Raw genomic sequence first — 20131 nt, forward strand, 5'->3', positions numbered from 1 at the left:
GGCGTTCCTGGGGGCCACCCTGCGGCCGGGGGTGGAGATCGTCATGGAGGCGCTGGGGCTGGATGCCATCCTCTCCGACGCCGACCTGGTGATTACCGGCGAGGGCCGGATCGACGGGCAGACCGTGCATGGCAAGGCCCCCATCGGCGTCGCCCGTGTCGCCCGCCGGCACGGACGACCGGTGATCGGCATCGCCGGGTCGTTGGGGCACGATGCGGCAAAGGTGCATGCCCATGGAATCGACGCCGTCTTCAGCGTCGTCAACCGGCCCTGCACGCTGGAGGAAGCCCTGGCCGAGGCGGCGACCAATGTGCGGGTGACGGCACGCAACGTGGCCGCCACGAGTGCCATTTTCCGGGCCAGGTGAGATAAATGTAACCAACGGGGCGCGGTTTTGGTCGGGAGTGATTTTATTTTATGTCAAATATGACAGAACGAAGACGGTGGTTTTGCGACGAGTCTGTTTTGCTTGGATGGGGGATGTTTTATTAACGCATTGTTTTTAATGATATAAGATGAAAATCTGGCCTGCGCAGGGTGCTGAGGGTGGGTCTTTTGGTTGCTTGGATATTAACTTAAATTAACTAAAAGACCATCGTTCCTTGTAACATATAGAGCCGGACGCGGCCGCATCTGGGCCATGGATGCGTGCAATGGGCGTGGCGGCATGTCCGCAGAGGGGGAACCGGCGGGGACGCATTCTTGATCTGGCGCCTGATTTCCCCGATAGCTTGCCGAAGGAGCAGGAGGCTCGTGGCGATCGGTGAGGATCGCATCAGGGAGTGGCGCGGTATGGCGACCGAGTGGGCCGAGGCCGCATCGCATGCTGGTACCGGGTTCTTTCAGGCGACAATGGGCGTTTTGATGCGTCGTTCGGTCGGCGGCCGCCGCGACTGTTCGTTTTTTATGGTCTCGAAGAGGGCAGGGGAACATTATGAAGACTAAGGGCGGTATCCGTATCGCGATCGTGGGTGTCGGCAACTGTGCCAGTGCCCTGATCCAGGGCATTCATTATTACGGCCCGAACCGCCATAACGAGGAAGTCATCGGCCTGATGCACGAGAGCCTCGGCGGCTATCGTCCCAGCGACATCGAAGTGGTGGCGGCGTTCGATATCGACGCGCGCAAGGTCGGCACCGATGTCAGCCGTGCCATTTTCTCCGCCCCCAACTGCGTGGTGAAGTTCGAGCCGAACATCCCCGACAGCGGCGTGACCGTGCGGATGGGCGCGGTGCTGGATGGCGTGTCCGAGCACATGGCCAATTATGACGAGAAGCGCAGCTTCGTGCGGGCCGACGCCCCGGAGCCGAGCCGGGAAGATGTGGTGGCGGAACTGCGCCGCAGCGGTGCCGAGATCCTGGTGAACTACCTGCCGGTCGGATCGGAGAAGGCCACGCGCTTCTATGCCGAATGCGCGCTGGAGGCCGGGGTCGGCTTCATCAACAATATTCCGGTCTTCATCGCCAGCGATCCGGAATATGCCGCCCGCTTCGCCGAGCGCAACGTGCCGATCATCGGTGACGACATCAAGTCGCAGCTCGGCGCGACCATCGTGCATCGTGTGCTGACCGACCTGTTCGCCAAGCGCGGCGTCAAGATGCTGCATACGTACCAGCTCAACACGGGCGGCAACACCGACTTCCTGAACATGAAGAATCAGGAGCGTCTGGCGTCGAAGAAGACCTCGAAGACCGAAGCCGTGCAGGCCGTCGCGAAGACGCGCATGGAGAACGAGGATATCCATGTCGGCCCCAGCGATTATGTGCCGTGGCAGAATGACAACAAGGTCTGCTTCATCCGCATGGAAGGCCATGCCTTCGGCAACGTGCCGATGGAACTGGAACTGCGTCTGTCGGTGCAGGATTCGCCGAACTCGGCGGGTGTGGCCATCGACATGATCCGCTGCTGCAAGCTGGCGCTCGATTCCGGCGTCGGTGGTGTTCTGGCCGCGCCCAGCGCCTATTTCTGCAAGCATCCGCTGGTGCAGTACACGGATGACGAAGCCTACAAGATGGTCGAAGAGTTCATCACCACCCATTCGACCGAGGCCGTTCCCGCCTGATGAAGTGCCTGATCGTCGCCGCAGGGCAGGGTAGCCGTCTGCGTGACAAGGGGCCGCTCAAGCCCCTGGTCACGATCCGGGGGCGGCCCCTGATCGCCGAGGTTATCGACCGTGCCCGCCGTGGTGGGGTCGATGAATTCGTCATCATCAACGGCTATCGCGGCGATGAGTTGCGTACGGCCCTGGACGACATGGCGGAATGTGACGGGGTGCGCGTGACCCATGTGCATAATCCGGCATGGGACCGCGCCAACGGGGTTTCCGTTCTCTGTGCCCGGCCGTTTCTCGACGGGCCGTTTCTGCTGACGATGTGCGACCATGTGCTGGACCCGGAGATCAATCGCCTGATGGCGGCGATCCCGACAGGCCGGGACGGTGTGTCGCTGGGTGTCGACAGCAACGTGGAGCGTATGCTGAACGATCCGGACGACGTGACGCGCGTTCTGTTTCGAGACGGACGGATCGAGCGTATCGGCAAGTCGCTGACGGAGTTCAATGCGTTCGATACCGGGATCTTCCGGTGTACGCCCGAGATGTTCGATGCGCTGGAAAGCAGCCAGGCAGAGGGCGAGGATAGTATATCCGGTGCCATGAACACGCTGGCCCGCTGGCACAAGGCGTATGTCCTCGATATCGGCGAACATCTGTGGATCGATGTCGATGATCCGGTGGCCTACGACAAGGCCGAACGTCTGATGGCCCAAGGGCTGCTTTGACAGGGATCGCTCCCGGCCCGTATGGCGCGGGGAACCAGGGAAACAAGGGTGCCATCGTGTTGCAGCAGACAGATCCCGTGCGGCGCACGTCGGAAATCGAAGAACTGACCAACCTGTACGTCATCCATCCGGTTTCGGGATGGCTGACGCGGCATTTCGCGCGTCTGGGGGTGGCACCCAATGCCGTGTCGCTCGGCGGGATGGCGGCCGGGGTGCTGGCGGGGGCGGCCTATCACCATGTCGGCGATGTGCGTTTCGCGGTGGCCGGGTTTCTGCTCATGGTCGTCTGGCATGTGATGGACGGGGCGGACGGCCAGCTTGCGCGCCTGACGGGCAAGCAGTCGCAGACCGGCAAGATTCTGGACGGTATCTGCGATTACGTGACGTTCGTCTCGGTTTATGTCGGGCTGGCGCTGGCGCTTTCCGCCCTCTACGGCGCGTGGGTCTGGGCGCTGGTCGTGCTGGCGGGCGGATGCCATGCGGTGCAGTCGGCCGCCTATGAACGGCAGCGGCAGGATTATAATTTCTGGGGCTGGGCGCGTGGATCGGCGCCGGTGGCACGGGCGAAGGTCGCCTCCGGCCGGCGGGTGGGCGACCTGCTGTTCGGGCTGTATAATCGGCTTGAGGCGCTGACCGCGCCGGGCGGCGAGGCGGGGCTGAACCAGCGGCTGGCGGCGTTGCTGGCCGCGCATCCCGACCGGGCGCCGGTGATCCGCCAGGCCTATCGCGAGGCGTTTGCGCCGCTGCTGCGTGGCTGGTCGATCCTGTCCGCCAATTATCGGACGATCGGCATCTTTCTCTGCGTGATCTGCCGCGTGCCGCTGGCTTATTTCATGTTCGAGATCGTGGGGTTCTCGGCGATCCTGATGCTGCTGCTGGTGCGGCAGCGCGTGTGCGACGGGGCGTTCATGGCCGGGCTGGATGGTCTGGCCGGGGACGTGCCTTGCCCCGGTGAACGCCGCCGCGATCAGGCGGTGTTCGTGGTCGAGGCGGAAGCGTCGCTCGTGCCGTGATGCGGCAAGGGCTTTGCCCTTGACCCACCAAAGGGCAGTCGCCCTTTGGGAACCCGTTCGTTTTCGGGTGATTGGGGGGCTTGGTTCTTTATTCTCGGGTGTGGATGAAGAGATAGGCCGCCGACAGCATCAGCAGGATGGGAGGGGTTAGGGCTGTGATCGCCGGGTTCAGGTCCAGCAGCAGGCCCAGCCGGTTGGTGATTTCCTGCCCCAGTGAGAACACGATGGCGATCGCGATGCCGATGGCCATGCGATAGCCGAGGCTCTGCGAGCGCGGTGGCCCGAAGACGAAGGGGGCGGCGCAGGCGATCAGCGCGATCATGGCGAACGGCGTGCTGATGCGCGACCATAATTCCTGCTCGTAGCGCGTGGCCGGCAGATGATGCCGCTTGAGATCGCGGATGTAGCGATACAGGGCGATGGGCGGCACGCTCTCGGGCGGCAGGCTGAGGAAACGGATCTGCCGCGACGACAGGAAGGCATGCCATGTCATGCTGTCCTGGTGGCTCGTGTGGAACTGGTCGGCGACGATGTCCTTGCGTGTGACGTCCGTTAGAACCCAGTTGTCGTCCGCGCCGATCGTGGCGTGGGCCGCATGCAGATAGCGTGTCAGCGCGCCCTGGTCGTCGAAACGGTAGATGTCGATGTCTTCGCCCAGCTTTTCGTTGACGAAGCGGTGGACGCCGAGAAACTGCTGGTCGCCATGAGCCCAGAACGCCGTGTTGTCCGCGGCGTTCACCGCGCCGGAGGTGAGGGCGGTGGCACGCCCCTGCTGCGCCATGTGGCGCGCCGAGGGCACGACGAACTGCCCGACCAGGAACAGCAGGACGATCGTCGGCACGATCAGGCGCAGCACGGCGCCGATGATCTGCATTTCGGAGAGTCCGATCCCTTGCAGGGCCGTGAGCTCGGAATGCTTGGCGAGGCCGCCCAGGCCCAGCAGGCATGCCAGCAGCAGCGCGATGGGCGTGACCTGCATGAAGCGTGCCGGCGCCAGCAGGGCGGTATAGGCGGCGGCGTCGGCCAGGCGATAATGTCCCTGGCCGACGTAGGAGAGCTGGTCGACGAATTCCAGGAGGCTGAACAGGGCCGTGAGCCCCAGTGCGACCAGGACGAAGGCCCGCAGCGTGACGAGCTGGATATAGCGGTCGAAGCGTTTCAGTTTCATGGCGCGTCGGCCCGTCGGGACAGGAGATCGGCGATCTGGCCGCGCAGCATGAAGCCGGTCAGGACCGCCAGCAGGGCGGGCGCCCACCAGATGCCGGGGAACGCGGCCACCATGCCGTGCTGCACCCAGGTGCGGGCGGACGTATAGAGCAGATAATAGACGAAGAAGATCAGGATTGCGGTCCCCAGCTTGCCGTAGCGGTTCTGCCGGGGGCGCCCGCGTGCCAGCGGCACCGCCAGCATCGCCAGCAATATGGTTGTGAGGGGGGTGGACAGGCGCCACTGGAATTCCGCCACGTCCGCCGGCTGGTGCGAGGCGGCGATGCTCAGGCTGCCGGTGGTCACCGAACTGTCGTCCGGCGCGTCCACCACATGGCGGTTCGGGTCCTGCGTGATTTCGCGCACGGTCATGACCTGGTCATGCGCGCCCGGCCGGGTGGCGATATCGTAGATATGGGCATTCTTCAGCCGCACGTAGAAATCGGTCCGGCCGTTGACGTCGTCGGCTACGGGATAGCCGAGTTCGGCATGGATGATCCTTGTGTCGTTGGGGCGGCGCAACTGGACGAAGATATCTCGTGCCGGGCCGTTGGGCCCCTGGCGCCGGGTGAGGAAGATGACGCGCGCGCCGTTCTGCACGACGTAGAAGGTGCCGGGTTGCATTGCGTCCACATCCAACGTCAGTTCGGCGCTGCGCGAGAGGGCATGCAGGCGCTCGTACGCCCACGGGCGCACGACCAGCGACAGGATGCCGACCCCGATGGCGACGCACCCGGCCAGTGTCATGATATGGCGGAGCAGCATGCCGGGGGTGACGCGCAGGGCATGGAGCGCCGTGATTTCGGAATTGCCGTACAATGTGCCCAGTGCCAGCACGATGGACAGGTACAGCGCCACCGGGACCAGGACTTCCAGGCTGATCAGGAGCTTGAGCACGATCAGTTCCACGATCGTGTTGGTGGACAGCAGCCCGTTGACCGCGTCCGACAGGAAATCGGCGGCGCTGTAGCCGGCGAACAGGGCCATGCACACCACCAGCATGGTTGCCAGTGGCTTCCCGATTTCGCGCAGAAGATAGGTACGAATGATCAAGGTATGAAAACCGTCCGTCGGGGGCATGGATCGCGCCGGGGCGTACAAGTGACTCTCTTCGCCCTGTCACGCGGGACGGGTGCGGTCTGTGCCGCATGGGAACATGCCCGTGACCGATCGAGAATAAAAGAGAGGCCCATTTTCGTCAAACCGCTGGCGGCCCGCCGGCTTCAGGAGCCTGAGGGCGGCAGGATCGGCGACCCTGTGCGGATCAGATGTTGCAGCCAGCGCCAGGATTGGTGCCGGTACTGCCGCCATTGCGGTGCCTTCCAGCGTTCGACCGGATCGGGTGCGGCGGCCAGGCGCTCGGAGATCGCGGTCATGATCCGCGTGGCGCGGGCTTCCCATGTCAGGGTGCGGCTTTCCGCCTGCGCGGCTTCGGCGAGGCGTGCGCACAGGGTGGGGTCGTCGGTCAGTCGTCGCACGGCGTCGGCCAGCGCCTGGGGGGAATCAGGCTGGCAGAGATAGGCATTTTCTTCGTGGCGCAGGATTTCCTGCACGTCCGACGTCTTTCCGGCCAGAATCGGGCGGCCGGAGGCCAGGTAGAAGAACAGCTTGAGCGGAAGTACCGTCGATCCGAACCGCGTCAGGGGCTGGAGCGACGGTGGGACCAGCAGGATATCGGCCGCCGCGACATACTGGCCCAGGGCCTCGGATGGCTGGAAGGGAACGATCCGCACGTTGGGCAGGAGGCGGGCCTTTTCCTCGATCGGTCCTTCGCCATAGGAGCCGACGAGGATGAACAGCCGGTCGGGCAGCAGGCGCGCCGCCTCGATGACGACATCGAGGCCCTTCTTCTGGTTGATCCGGCCCGTATAGACGATCGTCCGGGCGGCTGCGGGGATGGACAGGGCCTGTCGCGCGATGTCCGGGGCGGGGATCGCATTCAGCCGTCCGGGTTCGAAGCCGTTATGGATGCAGCGCAGTTTTGCGGCGGGCACTCCCAGTTCCAGATATTTCCGCCGCGTATAATCCGAATGGCAGATATGGAGGATGAAGCGCGGGTGGTTCATCAGCCGGTGCAGCCAGCGGCGGAGCGGGGGGATCTGGTCGGGCCACGGGCGATAATGGTCGAAGACCACGCGCTGGCCGAACCGGATGGCCATCCAGGCGATCCACAGATTGCGGGTATAGACCAGATCGGCCTGGCGGAAGGCGCTGCGGCAGACGATGGTCAGGCCGCACATCAGGTGACGCAGGGCGGCCGGGCTGGCCGGTGCCCAGGCGCGCACGATGTCCAGGCCCGTGGCCTCGGCCAGGGTCGCGCAGGAGGCCCGGTCGCGCATGGGAACGTGCAGCCGCGCGCGAGAGGTCAGGCGGGCCAGATAGCGGGCGGTGGTGATGAAGACTTCGGCGTCGGCCTCGGCGCTGGGGAGCGGATTTTCGAACGCGAACAGGATCTTGATCCCCGCATCCGGGTTTCCGGCATGGCCGTTTTGTCTCAATGGTCGCATCCATCAGGCTTTTGTCCGGGCGCTGGCCCGCCGATGGCGCATATGACCGGGAACGTGGGTGGGTGTCCAGAAGGGAGGCCCGCCGCGCCGGGGAGGGAATGGAACCATGGCAGGCATGGCGCGCTACGAAGACGGGTGGCCGTGTCTTTTTCGGTCCTTGTCTGGTTCGGAGGAAACGGTCATGGCTGATCTGACCGCCATCGAGATCCTGTCGCACCTGACCGCGCTGCGCGCCCAGGTGGCGGGGCTGTATTCGGTCTTGCAGGCGCCCCGGACCGCGCCGGAGCCTGCGCCTTCGCAGGGGGTGGGAGACGGCGAGCGTGTGACGGTTACGCTGAATGTTTCCGTTCTGCGGCGCGTCGAGGATTGGCAGGCGCGGCAGTCGGACCTGCCGAACCGCGCCATCGCGCTGGAACGGATGATCGAGGCTTTTCTCGATCTGGAGGCGTGGGCCCGGCGCCCCGGCGCGGGCACCGAGGGCGCCGGAGCCTGACTCCGGCGCTGTAACCGAAGAGCGGGTTACGGCCAGCCGGTTGCCGGAATGTCGAAATGCTGGATCAGGTCGTGGTCGGGCAGTTGTGCCAGTTCCTTCGGCACGGCCAGGATCAGCCTGTCCTGCGTGACGCCGGTCAGTTCGGCGCGGATGGCGTGCAGGAGATGACCCGGCGCGGCCAGGATGAAACGGCTGATCGTGCCGTCGGTCACGCCGCGATTCAGCGCCGCGGCGATGGTGGCGGCGAAATGTTCGGTGGGTGCGATGTGGTCGGTCGTGTGCAGCGCATGCCCTTCGTGGCGCAGCAGGCGCGCCGTATGCGCGTCGGCGACGACATACGTCACGGGGTCGATCGTTGTCATGATCTTCTTCTCCCTGTCGAAGACGTCATCATCTTTCACCCGAATGCATGGTCCGGGAAGGGGGATACGCCGTGTGCGTCATCACTTTCCGCGATCCGGCCGGCGATGGCGCAGAATTGCCGGCGGACGGCGCGGGCATGGGGGTTGAGGTGGGCGATGGCGTGGGAGACCTCCGGGGCATCGTTTTGCACCATGGCGGCGGCGGCGCGGATGAGGGCGAAACTGCTGGTGCTGATCCGTTCGGGCATTGGACCCATTTCGGAGAGGATATGGGCCAGCAGATGGGTCAGGCCCTGCGCCATCGCGGCGTCTCGGTCGTGGGCGTCGGGCGTGGTCACGATGACCTCCAGCCCCAGGGTGCGGCGCAGGAACGCGGCGAAGGGACCCGGCCGGGTGCCGCGTAGCGGGCAGAGCACGATACGGTGGCCGGCGATGCCGTCGCGCGCGCTCTGCGGGCCGAACAGCGGGTGAGTGGCGATGATGCGGACATGCGCGGGCAGTTCGCGGCACAGGATGTCCGCCGGCAGGATCTTGACCGATCCGACATCGGCGACCAGCGCATGAGGTGGCAGGTGCGGTGCGATGCTGCGCGCGACCGCCTGCATCCGCGTGACCGGAACGGCCAGAATGACGATCGGGCAGCCGGCTGTGTCCTCCAGCGTCGTCGCCGTGACCCCCGGCATGACGGGACCGGGCTGGAGGACGGGATCGTGGACGCGGATGCGACTATGGGCGGCCAGATGGGTGGCGATCAGCCGGCCGAAGGCGCCGAAGCCGAACAGGCCGACCAGGGGGAGAGACGCCGGGGAGGGAGAGGAGAGAGATGATCTGTCTGACATGACACTGCTTTCGGGAAGCTGCGTTGCCAGGAGGACTCTCGGAGGTTCGACCGCTGACGACGCAGCGGTTGACCATGATAATACGCCCCCGCCGCTATGAATGCGGCGCGTAATACAGTCCGGAGAGGAAGGACGGGGTGCTCATGCGACGCACCTAAGGAGATTTGGCGGGGCCGGTCAAGGTCGGCGGGGGCTTTGCCGGGGCGGCGACCAGCAGCCATGTTCCGACCACCTGGAGCGGCAGGCCGGCGACCAGCATCACGAACCCTGCCCAGTGCTGATCTTCAAGCGGTGTCAGGTCCCATCGGCACAGTACGTCCAGATAGGGGGCGTACAGCACGCGCGGCGCCGTCATCCAGACGACCGCCACCACCGTCATCGGCAGGCTGCCCAGCAGCGCATAGGCTCCGGCCAGCGGGTTGTGCCGGATGACCCGGCTGTCCGGCATCAACTGCGCCCAGAACAGCAGGCCGGCCAGCAGGTCCAGCAGGCCCAGCGGGGCGCTGAACAGCGCGTTGGCCAGCGAACGGTCGAGGATCGCGGGCAGGCCGGTGGCGATTGCCAGCCCGCCGAACAGGGCCGCCGCCACGCCGGGATCGCGTGCCCAGCCCGCGACATGGGGGGCGCGCCGGTGTGTCGGCATGGGCATGGCGAGCAGCAGGAACGGGGGGACGACCTGGCCCAGTACCATCAGGCCGGCGGTATATTGGGTCATCGAGGCCAGCGGGTCGCGCAGGCCGGTGCAGGAGGCCGCCAGCAGGGCCGTGCCGGCGCCCGCCGCCGCCAGTCGCCAGGATGGACGTTGGTGCCGGGCGGCCAGGAGCAGGATCGCGGAGCCGGCGAGCAGCCCGGCGGCGACCCAGCCGGCCTGGAACAGCGGGCTCCAGCCTCTCATCGGGACAGGACCGCGTGGATGTCGGCGGCCATGGATTCCGGGGCGTTGAGTTGCGTCATGCCGTAGCGCGCGCGCATCTGCCCGTCCGGGCCGACCAGCGTCAGGACCGAATTGTGGTTGATGTGGCCGTCGGTGCCCGTCCAGCCGATGCCCCAGGCGCGGGCCGTGGCGGCCAGTTCGTCCGGGCGGCCGGTCAGGCCGGTGGGAGCGGGCTGGAAATGGGAGAGGTAGGCATGCAGCACGGTGGGCGTGTCGTGGGCCGGGTCCAGCGTGACGAACAGGACGCCCGTTCGCGCCGCGTCGGGGCCCAGCCGGGCGAAGACCTGTTCCAGCGCCGCCAGCACCGTCGGGCAGACATCGGGACAGCGCACATAGCCGAAATAGACCAATGTTGCCCGGCCGCGCAGAGTTGCCGGGTCGAACGGGTGGCCCAGATCGTCGCGCAGGGCGAGGCGCGGGGCCGGGACCGGCGGGACCGGAGAGCCGAACAGGCTGAAGCCGCCGCTCCAGCCGGCATAGAGCGCCAGCAGCGCCACGATGGCGGCCACCGTGCAGGCGGCACGGCGGAGCGACTGCCGGAGCGGTGGCGCGAGCGCCGTCATGCGTGGTCTACCAGAGAATCCAGCCCGGCGCCCGCGTGACGTGATGCAGGAACGGCCACAGGATGGGGATGTAGGCGGCGATGGTGGCCAGCGCCGTGATGCCGGTCAGCAGCCAGATATGATCCAGCGCGCGGATCAGCGGCGAGGCGGACCGGGCCGGGTTGGGCGGCGAGTCGATGGTGGAACTGGCCGGGCCGCCGAAGGACTGGGCGAAGGGAATGGGCGGCGGGGCCGCGTGCCGACCGAACAGGAGGGTGCCGAAGAAGACGGCGAAGAAACTGTAGCTGGCCACCCACAGCAGGACGCCGCCGATGGCCACCAGCGCCAGCGGGACCGACGCCGCGCCGTAGAGCGCGTGATAGGTGCCGTGCGGCAGGGCGGAGACCCATGCCCGGCGCGGCACGCCGTACAGGCCCGCCCATGTCATGCCGATGGCGAAGATCGTCATGCCGACGAACCAGACCCAGACGGAGAACAGGGCCAGCCGCCGGCTGATCAGTTGCCGGCCGGTCAGGTGCGGCACCATCCAGAAGCTGATCGCCATGAAGGTCATGGCGGTGACGCTGCCGACGGTGACGTGGAAATGGCCGGGAATGAAGGTGGTGTTGTGGACGATGGCGTTGAGCTGCCAGCTTCCGTTGACGATGCCTGTGGCGCCGCCGAGGATGAAGGTGATGGCCGCGAGGACCTGGGCCGCCACGCTGGGATCGCCCCAGGGCAGGGCGCGGAACCAGCCGAACCAGCCCTTTCCGCCGCGCAGGCGGCCGGCATATTCCAGGCTCAGCCCGATGGTGAAGGCGGTCACCAGGCTGGGGGTCGCCACCGACATGGTCAGCACCACCAGGATGCCGCGCCAGATCGAGGAGAAGCCTGGGTCGGAGAACTGATGGTGGGTGCCCACGGGCAGCGAAAAGATCATCAGCAGGGCGAAGGTGATCCGCGCCATCGGGTCGGAGACCAGCTTGCCGCCGACCTGGCGCGACAGCAGGCCGTACCAGGAGACATAGGCCGGCATCAGCCAGAAATAGACGATCGGGTGGCCCGTCAGCCAGAACAGCGTGCGGTTGATGATCGGGTCGACGGTACTGATCAGCCCCAGCGACCAGGGGTCGAGTTGCAGCACCAGTTCGGCCACCACGCCCACGCCGGCCAGCCCCCACATCAGCATGGTGGTGAGCGACATGTACGTGACCAGCGGCGTGATTTCGCCGGGGCGGTGCCGGCGCCACGTCCTGCGCATGTCCATCAGGATCGGTAGCGGCATGGTGCTGCCGAGGGCCAGGAGGGTGATGCCGATATAGAAGAACGGGCTGCCCTTGAGCGGGGGATAGAACGTCCAGAGCACCGACGACGAATTGTCGCCCATCGCATAGAGCACGCACAGCGCGCCCACGGCCATGATCGCGAAACAGGCGCGCCACATCGTGAGATTCGGCGTGACCCCCAGTTCGCGGGCGGGGAGGTAGACCAGCAGCCCGCAGGTGATGAAGAAGGTGAAGACGTAGCCGTTCATCACCCCGTGGATGGTCAGGCCCTGGTAATAGCTTTGCAGCAGGGGGCGCAGGGCGGGATAGGCATCGACCCCGCCGTAATTCAGCGCCTGGAGCGGGCCGATCGTGGCCCCGACCAGCAGGGCCGAGAAGCCCGCGACCAGGAAGGCGAGCATCAGCCGGCGCATGCTGGCGGCGGCGCGATCGGACCCGGTTTGCGGAGGGGCGGACGAGAATGTGTCGGCCGCGATTTCGATGCTCATGGCGTACCTGCCGGATCGACGATGATGCGGGCCACCATGGCGTGGTGGAACATGCCGCAATATTCGTTGCAGATGATGCGGAACAGCCCGGTATGGTGGAACGTGTATTTCACCGTGCCGACCACGCCGGGAACGGCCGTGAGGTTGACCGGCGTGCCCTGGATTTCGAAACCGTGCAGCACGTCGGCGCTGGTGACGTAGAAGGTGATTTCCGCGCCTTCGGGCACATGGATCACGTCCGGCGACCAGTGCCAGGCGCGGCCGACCATGTAGACCGCGTAGGCGTTCGGGCCGGTGCGTACCACCTTGCCGTCCTGGAACGCGGCTTCGCGCGCCGGGGCCTGCGGGTCGGTCGCGTAGGAATGGGTGCCGGTCACCAGGCCGTAATCATGGACGACGTAGAACATCGTCCCGATCGTCAGCAGGACCAGCATCACCAGCACGCCGAAGATCCAGAACCGTTCGTGCCGTTCGGCCGAGGCGTGGAAGGCGGATTCGAGAGGGCTCATGCCCGTATTGTCGTTCATAACCGTTCCTCTCCCGTCACGCGCGATGCAGGAAGATCACCGAGACCAGGACCCAGACCGTCAGCACCGCCACCAGCAGTACGCCGCTGACGACCCAGGTGCCGACGGGCCGGACATCGATCATGGGCGGCGCGCCGCCGTCGTCGCTGTCGTGCTGTGTGGTCGGTGTGCTCATTTCGCGGCTCCCGCGTTCGGTCCCGGCAGGCTTTGCAGATAGGCCGCCACGGCCTGCATGTCGGCGTCGGTCATCGCGTGGGCTTCCGTCGCCATCATCTTGCCCATCGGATCGCGATCCTTGCCCTGGTGCCAGCCCCGCAACTGCTCCAGCAGATAGGGGGCGGACTGGCCGGCCAGATGCGGGGCGAAGGTGCCCATGCCCTGGCCCGCCGGGCCATGGCAGCCTCCGCATGGCATCACGCCGTTGGCCATGACCCCTTTTTCGAAGACCTCCTTGCCGCGCGCGCGCAGACCGTCGCTGGCCGGGTCGTTCTCGGGGGGAGGAGGTTCGGGCAGGCTGGCATAATAGGCCGCGACGTCCTGCATCTGCTTCCGCGTGAGCATCCGCGCGTAGGGCGCCATCCAGCTATTGCTGCGCTTGTCGGCGGCGAAGTAGCCGAGCTGCTGTTCGAGATAGGCGGCCGAAAAGCCTGCCAGGCGCGGTATGCCCACGTCGGGCTGGCCCGCGCCGTTCATCAGATGGCAGGCCGAACAGCCGACATGGCCGGTCAGGACACCCGTTTCCGCGATCGTCCGCCCTGCCGCCGCATCCGGCGTATCGGCCGCGCGGGACGGTTGCGCGGCCAGCAGGACAAACCCAAAGAGCGTCAGTACGCCAGCCCGTCGCCGGCCCGGACGGATGATGCTTCCCGCCGCCTCATGCATGCCTTTCTCCCGTTCGGCTGTCTTGCCGATATGATACGCTATGGGCGCTTGCCGGGGAGCGGGTCTGTCCCGCGCTCCCCCACGTCGCGATGTTCGTGCTTATTGTCCCGCGCGTGCTGTAGCCGGGACTTTCCGCTGTCGGCGATGGCCTGTCACGGGGGCGCCGCCGATCCGGAGATCCGACCTGTCGCAGAATTGAGACAGGATCGGGCGAGCTCGGCGGGGAAATCCGAAATATCGAGGCAGGATTATGGGCGCTTTCATCGTGGCGGCCATAATCTCTGAAACGTGATTATAGTCAATCCGTATCGATATCGCCGGGAAGAAAAGCGCCGTCCGGGCTTTTTTGCATCGCACCATGATGTTCGGGCCGTGTTGTTGTCCAGGCCGACCCGGACTTGTCGCAGTTTTGCGACAGTCCAATGGCTCCATGCCCTTTCGGTGACGTGACAGAAACGACTGAACCGGCAAATGCTGGGAGGCCTGACACATAAGAACGACAACGTGCAGGTGGAGCATCGTCATGAACGGTTTTGCCTGGGGCAATTGAAGGATCCCGCAGCCGGACCCGCCGTTGGAGCGTTCCGCTTCCGCCGGGCGGCGTTCCGGCCGGTCGGGCGCGACCTTCGGTTGCTGAAAGCAGGTACCGCCGGCCTGACGATCCTTACCGGATAGAGTGTTGCGGGAGATCCAAGAAGAAGTTCGCTTACCGTACCAGTGTCACCCGGCAGCCCCTGCGCAGGGCGGTGCTGGCTCTGCCGGTCGCACTGGCCTGTGCGACCGCGCTGACGGTTTCATCCCCCGTGCGGGCGGAAGGGCCGGCCGGGCCATACCAGCCCGTGACGAACGAGCGGCTGGCCCATGCGGCGCAGGGTGATGGCTGGCTGATGTACCGGCATGATTATTCCAGCACGGGATACTCGGTCCTCGACGGGATCAATGCGGGCAATGTCGCCCAGCTCAAACCCGTCTGGGATTACGAGACGGGGTCGAAGAGCGGGCATGAGGCGCCGCCGATCGTCAATGGCGACTATATGTTCATCACCACGCCGAAGAACGGGCTTCTGGCCTTTCAGGCCAGTACCGGCAAGCTGCTGTGGAAATATCAGCGCGACCTGTCCGACGTGGGGCTGAAGACGATCTGCTGCGACGTGGTGAACCGGGGCGTCGCGCTGTACGGCAACAATGTCTACATGGCCACGCTGGACAATCATGTGCTGGCGCTGGATGCCACGACAGGCAAGGTGGTCTGGGACCAGGCGCTGGAGGCGCCGGACCTGGGCTATGCGATGACGCTGGCGCCGCTGGTGGTCAAGGGCCATGTCATCGTCGGCGTCTCGGGTGGCGAGTATGGCGCACGGGGCTTCATCGCATCGCTGGATGCCACGACCGGCAAGCAGGTCTGGCGGCAATCGACGATTCCCGCGCCGGGCGAGCCGGGCGGCGATACCTGGCCCAAGGGCGCGTACAAGACCGGCGGCGGCGCGACCTGGCTGACCGGCAGCTATGACCCGCAGACCGACTCGCTGATCTGGGGCGTGGGGAATCCGGGGCCGTGGCTGGCGGTGCTGCGGCCGGGCGACAACCTCTATACCGACAGCGTGATCGCGCTGAACCCGGCGACCGGCAAGATCAAGTGGCATTACCAGTACACGCCGAACGATACGTGGGATTATGACGGCACGAACGAGCCGGTGCTGACCGACCTGACCTATCAGGGCAAGGCCTACAAGGCGCTGGTCAGCGCCAGCCGCAATGGCTGGTTCTATGCCGTCGACCGGACGAACGGGAAACTGATCTATGCCGAAAAATTCGCGCACGCGACATCGGTTTCCGGATTCAAGGACGGCAGGCCGATCACGGACCCCGCCATGCGGCCGGATGTGGACAAGGAGGTCTTTACCTGCCCCAGCTTCCTGGGCGGCAAGAACTGGTGGCCCATCGCCGTCGATCCGCAGACCCATTTCGCCTATGTGCCGACCCTGCACACCTGCATGAAAATGAAGGGGGCCGCTGTTTCGTACAAGGCGGGCCTGCCGTTCCTCGGCGAGACGTTTACCGTCATGCGCGATCCGGAACATCCTGATGACTGGGGCTCGGTGCAGGCCATCGACCTGAATTCCGGCAAGCAGGCCTGGTCGTTCGAATCCGCGCTGCCGTGGAATGGCGGCATGCTGGCGACTGCGGGCGGGGTCGTCTTCTCGGGCAGCGCCGACGGATACCTGTATGGCTTCGATGCGAAAACGGGTTCCGTACTCTGGAAAAGTCCGAAAATGTCGTCGGGTGTGATTGGCGTGCCCAGCACCTGGAAGGTCGGCGACAGGCAATATGTCGGCGTTTATGCCGGCTGGGGCGGCGGCGTGCCGATCTGGGGTGGGGACATGGCGAAGGACCCGCGTGTCCGCTCCATTCCGCTGGGCGGCCATCTGTATGTCTTTGCGCTGTAAGGAGGACCGCATGCGCCAAAATATTGCCAGCCTGTCGCGTCGCGCCCTGGTCTGCGCTGTCGCGATCGGTGCTCTGGTGGCCGCTCGGCCGGCCGGGGCGACCGTCTCGGTCTGTATCGATTCCTCCAATCCGGCTCGTGCGATGGATCGCCGGGTCGTCCAGGCCGTTGCGCGTCAGCAGGGTACCGATGCCGCGATCTATACGTTCGACGGCAGCGGAAAAGGGGACGACGATGGATTCGACGTCAAGACATTCAGCACGCTCGCGGCCTCGCGCTGCGCGCTGGTGCTGGGCTTTCCCGTGGATGCCCAGCATGGCGCGGTGCCTGAGGGGGTGCGGGCCACGGCGCCCTATGCGCGGATGGGATTCGTGCTGGTGACGCCACGCGGCCATGAGGCGGAAACGCTGGCGGCGCTGCCGAATGGAACGGATGTGGCGGTGACCTACCTGACGGCGCCGAACCTGTATTTCGTGAAGCATCCCAACGTGCAGGCCGATATCTATCCGACGGACGCGCAGACGATTGCCAGCGTGGTGCATCATACGAACCGGGCGGCGATGGTGTGGCGCGCCAGTGCCGTGGCCTATCTGCCCGGCGGGGACAAGGCGCGCGATTATTGCATCCATGCGCTGAACGAGCCCCATGCGGCCTGGGACGTGGTGGCGTTGTATGGGCCGCAGGGTGCGGCGGCGGCGGCTTCGTTCCAGAAGAGTGTCGAGGCGCTGCGGCGTTCCGGCCAACTGGCGGCCCTGTTGAGCCCGTATGCGACGTCACCGGCCAATCCGATCGTCCTGGCGGCGGCGGATGTGCCGGCGGCCCCGGCGGCCGCGGCCGCTCCGGCTGCCGGTGGGGAGAAGCCCGCGCTCTTTACGGCGGCGCAGGCCGATGCGGGCAAGAAAGCCTATGCCGACAATTGCGCGCAATGCCATGGCGACAATCTGGAGGGGATGGCCGGCCCGGCGCTCAAGGGCAAGCATTTCGCCTCGCCCAAGGCGAATTTCCATGTTGGCGATATCTTCACCATCGTGTCGCAGAACATGCCGGCGACCCAGCCGGCCAGCCTGCCGCATGATGTCTATGTGGATATCATGGCGTTTCTGCTCCAGCAGAACGGCATGCCCGCCGGTTCGACCGCGTTGACGTTCGACGGCGCCAAATCGTCGACCGTGCCGCTGGTGTATACCGGCGAGTAACGGCGCAGCGGCGGCATGGCCAGGCTCCGCAAGGGGTCTGGCCGCATCGGCGCCGGGCGCGGAGGGACCGCGTGCCCTCCAAGACGTTACCGGAACATATACAGTTTTGTCATGTTTGGTGGTTCGCGCCTTAGATGGACGCTCTATAATAAAAACAAGAAACGATGGAGTTTGTCAGATGTCGGCAAGACATTGGGCGCATGTGGGTTTGACGGCCGTTCTGGCTGCTGGCGGCGTATCCATGCTGTCGGCTCGGTGCGCCCGAGCTGACGATTACAGTGATCTTCTTGATATTCTTCGGGCCAAGGGTGCGTTGACGCAGGTTGAATATTCGACCCTGCTGGCCAAACATCGGCATCATGCGGCGGAACCGGCTTCGGCCGAGGCGCCGCGACGGGGGCGGGGCGCCGCGCGTCATGGCGGGGTCGTAACGGCCGACGCCGCCGATGGCGCGGCAATGCCGGCGGTGCTGGCCGCGCAGCGGGCCGCCGACAGCGCGGCAGCGAGTGCCCGTGCCGCCGAAGCCTCGATGCTGGCAGCCCGCAGCACGATCGACAGCCCCAGTGTGGTCCGGGTTGCGCCCTATGTTTCCGGCAAGGGGCTGACCTTCAAGGCCGGGCCGATCGATATCAATTTCTCCGGGTTCGTCAACGGGTTCTATAGCTACAACATGCCTGGCCACGGGTTGCCGGTGGCGGGGGGACTGTCGAGCGGCGGGAGCGGGTTCGATTCGTCGGCGGTGCGCAACGGCCTGTTGCCGGCGGGCTTCGTTCTGAAACTGTCCACGACGCAATCGGGGATCGACATGTCGGCGGTGCTGGGGCTGTATCCCGGCCTCAACAATGCCAATCCGGGTGCCTTCAACGCCAATTCCGGTGGGAGTCCGGTCGGGCTGGGGACGGCGGGTATCGACCTTCGTCAGGTCTATCTGACGGCGGGAACCAAGAGTTTCGGTACCGTCAAGCTTGGTCGCGACCTGGCGCTGTTCGGCTCCGATGCCATCCTGGAAGATGCGACGCTGCTCAGTGTCGGCTCCACGGGCAGCAATACCGCGCCGGCCAATACCTCGCTGGGGCGTATCGGCCTGGGATATGTCTATGCCGACTGGATTCCGCAGATTTCCTACGCCTCGCCGGTCATTGCCGGCTTCCAGGGGTCGGTTGGCGTCTTCCAGCCTCTGGATGCCTACAATTTTGCCGGTGGCCGCCTGTCCGCGGTATCGACGCAGCATAGTTCACCGATGGTGCAGGGGAAGCTCACCTATACGTTCAAGGTCGGTGATCTGACGACAAAGATCTGGTCCAGCTTCCTGATCCAGCATCAGCAGGGCCTGACGAGCACCATATTGGAGGAGGCCGAGCGGCGGGGCGCCATGGCCGAGGCGGGCGAAATCGGTGCCAAGCTGACCTATGGTTCGGCCCAGGCGGTGGTCTATTATTATCGCGGCAGCGGCCTCGGCACGACGGGCCTGTTCTTCGACGGGATCGCGCAGAACGGACGCAAGCGTGATTCGGAAGGCTATTACGTTCAGGGCGCGTATAACTTCACCAAGCGCTTCAAGCTGGTGGGAAGTTATGGCGTCAGCAATCTCTACCTGGCGGCGGGCGATACCGCGACAGGGCTGGTGCGGCGCAATCAGTCCGAGATCGGCGCGGCTTATTACGACCTGACGGACTGGCTGAAGCTGGTGGCCGAATATGCGCATACCCAGGCGGCGGCGCATAACGGCAACTCCGCCAACGACAATACCGTTTCGGGCGGTGCGATCCTGTTCTTCTGAGAGGTTTTTGTCCGGGGGCAATGGAGCCCCCGGATTATTTCGAACGGCTTTATGCAGGTCATCGCGCCGAGACGATGGCCCGGACGCATGAACGTCTTTTTGCTTCTTTTTCGTAACGCCAAAGAAGCGTTCAGACCTTACGGCATTCGTCTGACGCCATCCATGGTGCCTCCCGCCTGTGTGGCGATGGCCAGGCGGATCAGGTCGACGGTACGGGCGACGCCCAGCTTGGTCTTGATCATGCCGGCGGTGTTGGCGACCGTCTTGTAGCTGACGCCCAAAGTTGCCGCGATGTCGGACAGGCTGCGTCCTTCGCCCAGAAACCGCATAATATCCAGGTCGCGTGCCGTCAGGCGCCCGAAATCGCGGCCCAGAACGTCGCGATGTTCGTTCAGCATCGCGGCGATCCCGGCTTCGACGTAGCATTGTCCGGCCATGGCCTGACGGATGGCGTCCAGCAGGTCGTCGGCGCCGATCGTCTTCGAGACATAGCCTGTGGCCCCGGCATCCAGTGCGCGGCGGGCGTAGATCGGATCGGCGTGCATGCTCAGGACCAGCACGCGCAGGCCGGCGTCATGCAGGCGGGGCAGCAGCCACAGGCCGCCGGCGCCGGGGAGGCCGAGATCCAGAACCACGAGGTCCGGCTGTGTGTGCAAGGCGAGATCGTGGGCGGTCGGGGTGTCGGCGGCTTCGAGGATCGTGGCGCCCAGGGCTGATGACAGCAATTGTCCCAGGCCGGCGCGCACCACCGTATGATCGTCCACCAGCAGGATTTTCATGCGTCGTGCGCCTCCGGCGCCATGGTGCGGGGGGCGGGGGGCGGCCCCCGGGGGGTGTGGGGGGGGGGGATGG

At 65.5% G+C, this 20131-nt stretch carries 21 protein-coding genes; 9 read left to right on the top strand and 12 right to left on the bottom strand.

Annotated features, from left to right (window positions below; genetic code table 11):
• The 5 genes from ABF821_RS13235 to ABF821_RS13255 all read left to right on the top strand — a co-directional run.
• Positions 1 to 367 (top strand): glycerate kinase (locus ABF821_RS13235; protein WP_415530315.1); only part of this gene is annotated, 367 nt, incomplete at its 5' end.
• A 386-nt stretch (positions 368 to 753) separates the two neighbouring features.
• Complete coding sequence (locus ABF821_RS13240) at positions 754 to 945, top strand: hypothetical protein (protein ID WP_415530316.1); 192 nt, start codon at positions 754 to 756, stop codon at positions 943 to 945.
• A complete protein-coding gene (locus ABF821_RS13245; protein WP_182972333.1) occupies positions 935 to 2062 on the top strand; it encodes an inositol-3-phosphate synthase in 1128 nt (375 codons plus the stop codon). Before ABF821_RS13240 ends, ABF821_RS13245 begins: the two co-directional genes overlap by 11 nt.
• Positions 2062 to 2778, top strand: coding sequence for an NTP transferase domain-containing protein (locus ABF821_RS13250; protein ID WP_415530317.1), 717 nt, complete (start codon positions 2062 to 2064; stop codon positions 2776 to 2778). Before ABF821_RS13245 ends, ABF821_RS13250 begins: the two co-directional genes overlap by 1 nt.
• A gap of 56 nt (positions 2779 to 2834) precedes the next feature.
• Positions 2835 to 3791, top strand: coding sequence for a CDP-alcohol phosphatidyltransferase family protein (locus ABF821_RS13255; RefSeq protein ID WP_415530318.1), 957 nt, complete (start codon positions 2835 to 2837; stop codon positions 3789 to 3791).
• A gap of 88 nt (positions 3792 to 3879) precedes the next feature.
• On the opposite strand, the gene lptG is transcribed toward ABF821_RS13255, so the two are convergent.
• The 3 genes from lptG to ABF821_RS13270 form a co-directional block, all read right to left on the bottom strand.
• The gene (lptG, locus tag ABF821_RS13260) at positions 3880 to 4959 is read right to left on the bottom strand and encodes an LPS export ABC transporter permease LptG (RefSeq protein WP_246400828.1); all 1080 of its coding nucleotides are present in this window, start codon (positions 4957 to 4959) and stop codon (positions 3880 to 3882) included.
• On the bottom strand, positions 4956 to 6077 hold the full coding sequence (gene lptF / locus ABF821_RS13265; protein WP_259654646.1) for an LPS export ABC transporter permease LptF: 1122 nt from the start codon (positions 6075 to 6077) through the stop codon (positions 4956 to 4958). The genes lptG and lptF overlap by 4 nt, the downstream gene beginning before the upstream one ends.
• Positions 6078 to 6220: 143 nt before the next feature.
• On the bottom strand, positions 6221 to 7495 hold the full coding sequence (locus ABF821_RS13270; protein WP_415530319.1) for a glycosyltransferase family 4 protein: 1275 nt from the start codon (positions 7493 to 7495) through the stop codon (positions 6221 to 6223).
• Positions 7496 to 7685: 190 nt separating this feature from the next.
• Here ABF821_RS13270 and ABF821_RS13275 point away from each other — a divergent pair, with 190 nt between their 5' ends.
• Positions 7686 to 7997 (top strand): hypothetical protein, encoded by a 312-nt coding sequence (locus ABF821_RS13275; RefSeq protein ID WP_182972329.1) that lies wholly within the window; start codon positions 7686 to 7688, stop codon positions 7995 to 7997.
• A 26-nt stretch (positions 7998 to 8023) separates the two neighbouring features.
• Here ABF821_RS13275 and ABF821_RS13280 read toward each other — a convergent pair whose 3' ends face one another.
• The 8 genes from ABF821_RS13280 to ABF821_RS13315 form a co-directional block, all read right to left on the bottom strand.
• Positions 8024 to 8359 (bottom strand): host attachment protein, encoded by a 336-nt coding sequence (locus ABF821_RS13280; RefSeq protein ID WP_415530320.1) that lies wholly within the window; start codon positions 8357 to 8359, stop codon positions 8024 to 8026.
• Positions 8360 to 8394: 35 nt separating this feature from the next.
• Positions 8395 to 9198 carry a prephenate dehydrogenase/arogenate dehydrogenase family protein gene (locus tag ABF821_RS13285; RefSeq protein WP_415530321.1) on the bottom strand — a complete coding sequence of 268 codons (804 nt, stop codon included), beginning with the start codon at positions 9196 to 9198 and terminating at the stop codon, positions 8395 to 8397.
• A gap of 154 nt (positions 9199 to 9352) precedes the next feature.
• Positions 9353 to 10093, bottom strand: a complete 741-nt coding sequence (locus ABF821_RS13290; RefSeq protein ID WP_415530322.1) for a cytochrome c oxidase assembly protein — start codon at positions 10091 to 10093, stop codon at positions 9353 to 9355.
• Positions 10090 to 10695, bottom strand: coding sequence for an SCO family protein (locus ABF821_RS13295; protein WP_415530324.1), 606 nt, complete (start codon positions 10693 to 10695; stop codon positions 10090 to 10092). Before ABF821_RS13295 ends, ABF821_RS13290 begins: the two co-directional genes overlap by 4 nt.
• A gap of 7 nt (positions 10696 to 10702) precedes the next feature.
• On the bottom strand, positions 10703 to 12448 hold the full coding sequence (locus tag ABF821_RS13300) for a cbb3-type cytochrome c oxidase subunit I (protein ID WP_415530325.1): 1746 nt from the start codon (positions 12446 to 12448) through the stop codon (positions 10703 to 10705).
• Positions 12445 to 12975 (bottom strand): cytochrome C oxidase subunit II, encoded by a 531-nt coding sequence (locus ABF821_RS13305; protein WP_183008815.1) that lies wholly within the window; start codon positions 12973 to 12975, stop codon positions 12445 to 12447. The genes ABF821_RS13300 and ABF821_RS13305 overlap by 4 nt, the downstream gene beginning before the upstream one ends.
• A 16-nt stretch (positions 12976 to 12991) precedes the next feature.
• On the bottom strand, positions 12992 to 13150 hold the full coding sequence (locus ABF821_RS13310) for a hypothetical protein (protein WP_415530326.1): 159 nt from the start codon (positions 13148 to 13150) through the stop codon (positions 12992 to 12994).
• A complete protein-coding gene (locus tag ABF821_RS13315; RefSeq protein ID WP_415530327.1) occupies positions 13147 to 13857 on the bottom strand; it encodes a c-type cytochrome in 711 nt (236 codons plus the stop codon). The genes ABF821_RS13310 and ABF821_RS13315 overlap by 4 nt, the downstream gene beginning before the upstream one ends.
• A gap of 746 nt (positions 13858 to 14603) precedes the next feature.
• On the opposite strand from ABF821_RS13315, the gene ABF821_RS13320 reads away from it, so the two are divergent.
• The 3 genes from ABF821_RS13320 to ABF821_RS13330 all read left to right on the top strand — a co-directional run bounded on the left by ABF821_RS13320 (position 14604) and on the right by ABF821_RS13330 (position 19279).
• Positions 14604 to 16304: a methanol/ethanol family PQQ-dependent dehydrogenase gene (locus tag ABF821_RS13320; RefSeq protein ID WP_415530329.1), complete on the top strand. Its 1701-nt coding sequence runs from the start codon at positions 14604 to 14606 to the stop codon at positions 16302 to 16304.
• A gap of 10 nt (positions 16305 to 16314) precedes the next feature.
• On the top strand, positions 16315 to 17499 hold the full coding sequence (locus tag ABF821_RS13325) for a c-type cytochrome (protein WP_415530330.1): 1185 nt from the start codon (positions 16315 to 16317) through the stop codon (positions 17497 to 17499).
• Between the two features lie 178 nt (positions 17500 to 17677).
• Positions 17678 to 19279 (top strand): porin, encoded by a 1602-nt coding sequence (locus ABF821_RS13330; RefSeq protein ID WP_415530331.1) that lies wholly within the window; start codon positions 17678 to 17680, stop codon positions 19277 to 19279.
• 137 nt (positions 19280 to 19416) lie between these two features.
• On the opposite strand, the gene ABF821_RS13335 is transcribed toward ABF821_RS13330, so the two are convergent.
• The coding region (locus tag ABF821_RS13335) for a response regulator transcription factor (RefSeq protein WP_415530332.1) at positions 19417 to 20131 on the bottom strand (715 nt) is incomplete at its 5' end.

The sequence above is a fragment of the Gluconacetobacter sp. genome, assembly GCF_047721585.1.
Lineage (GTDB): Bacteria > Pseudomonadota > Alphaproteobacteria > Acetobacterales > Acetobacteraceae > Gluconacetobacter > Gluconacetobacter dulcium.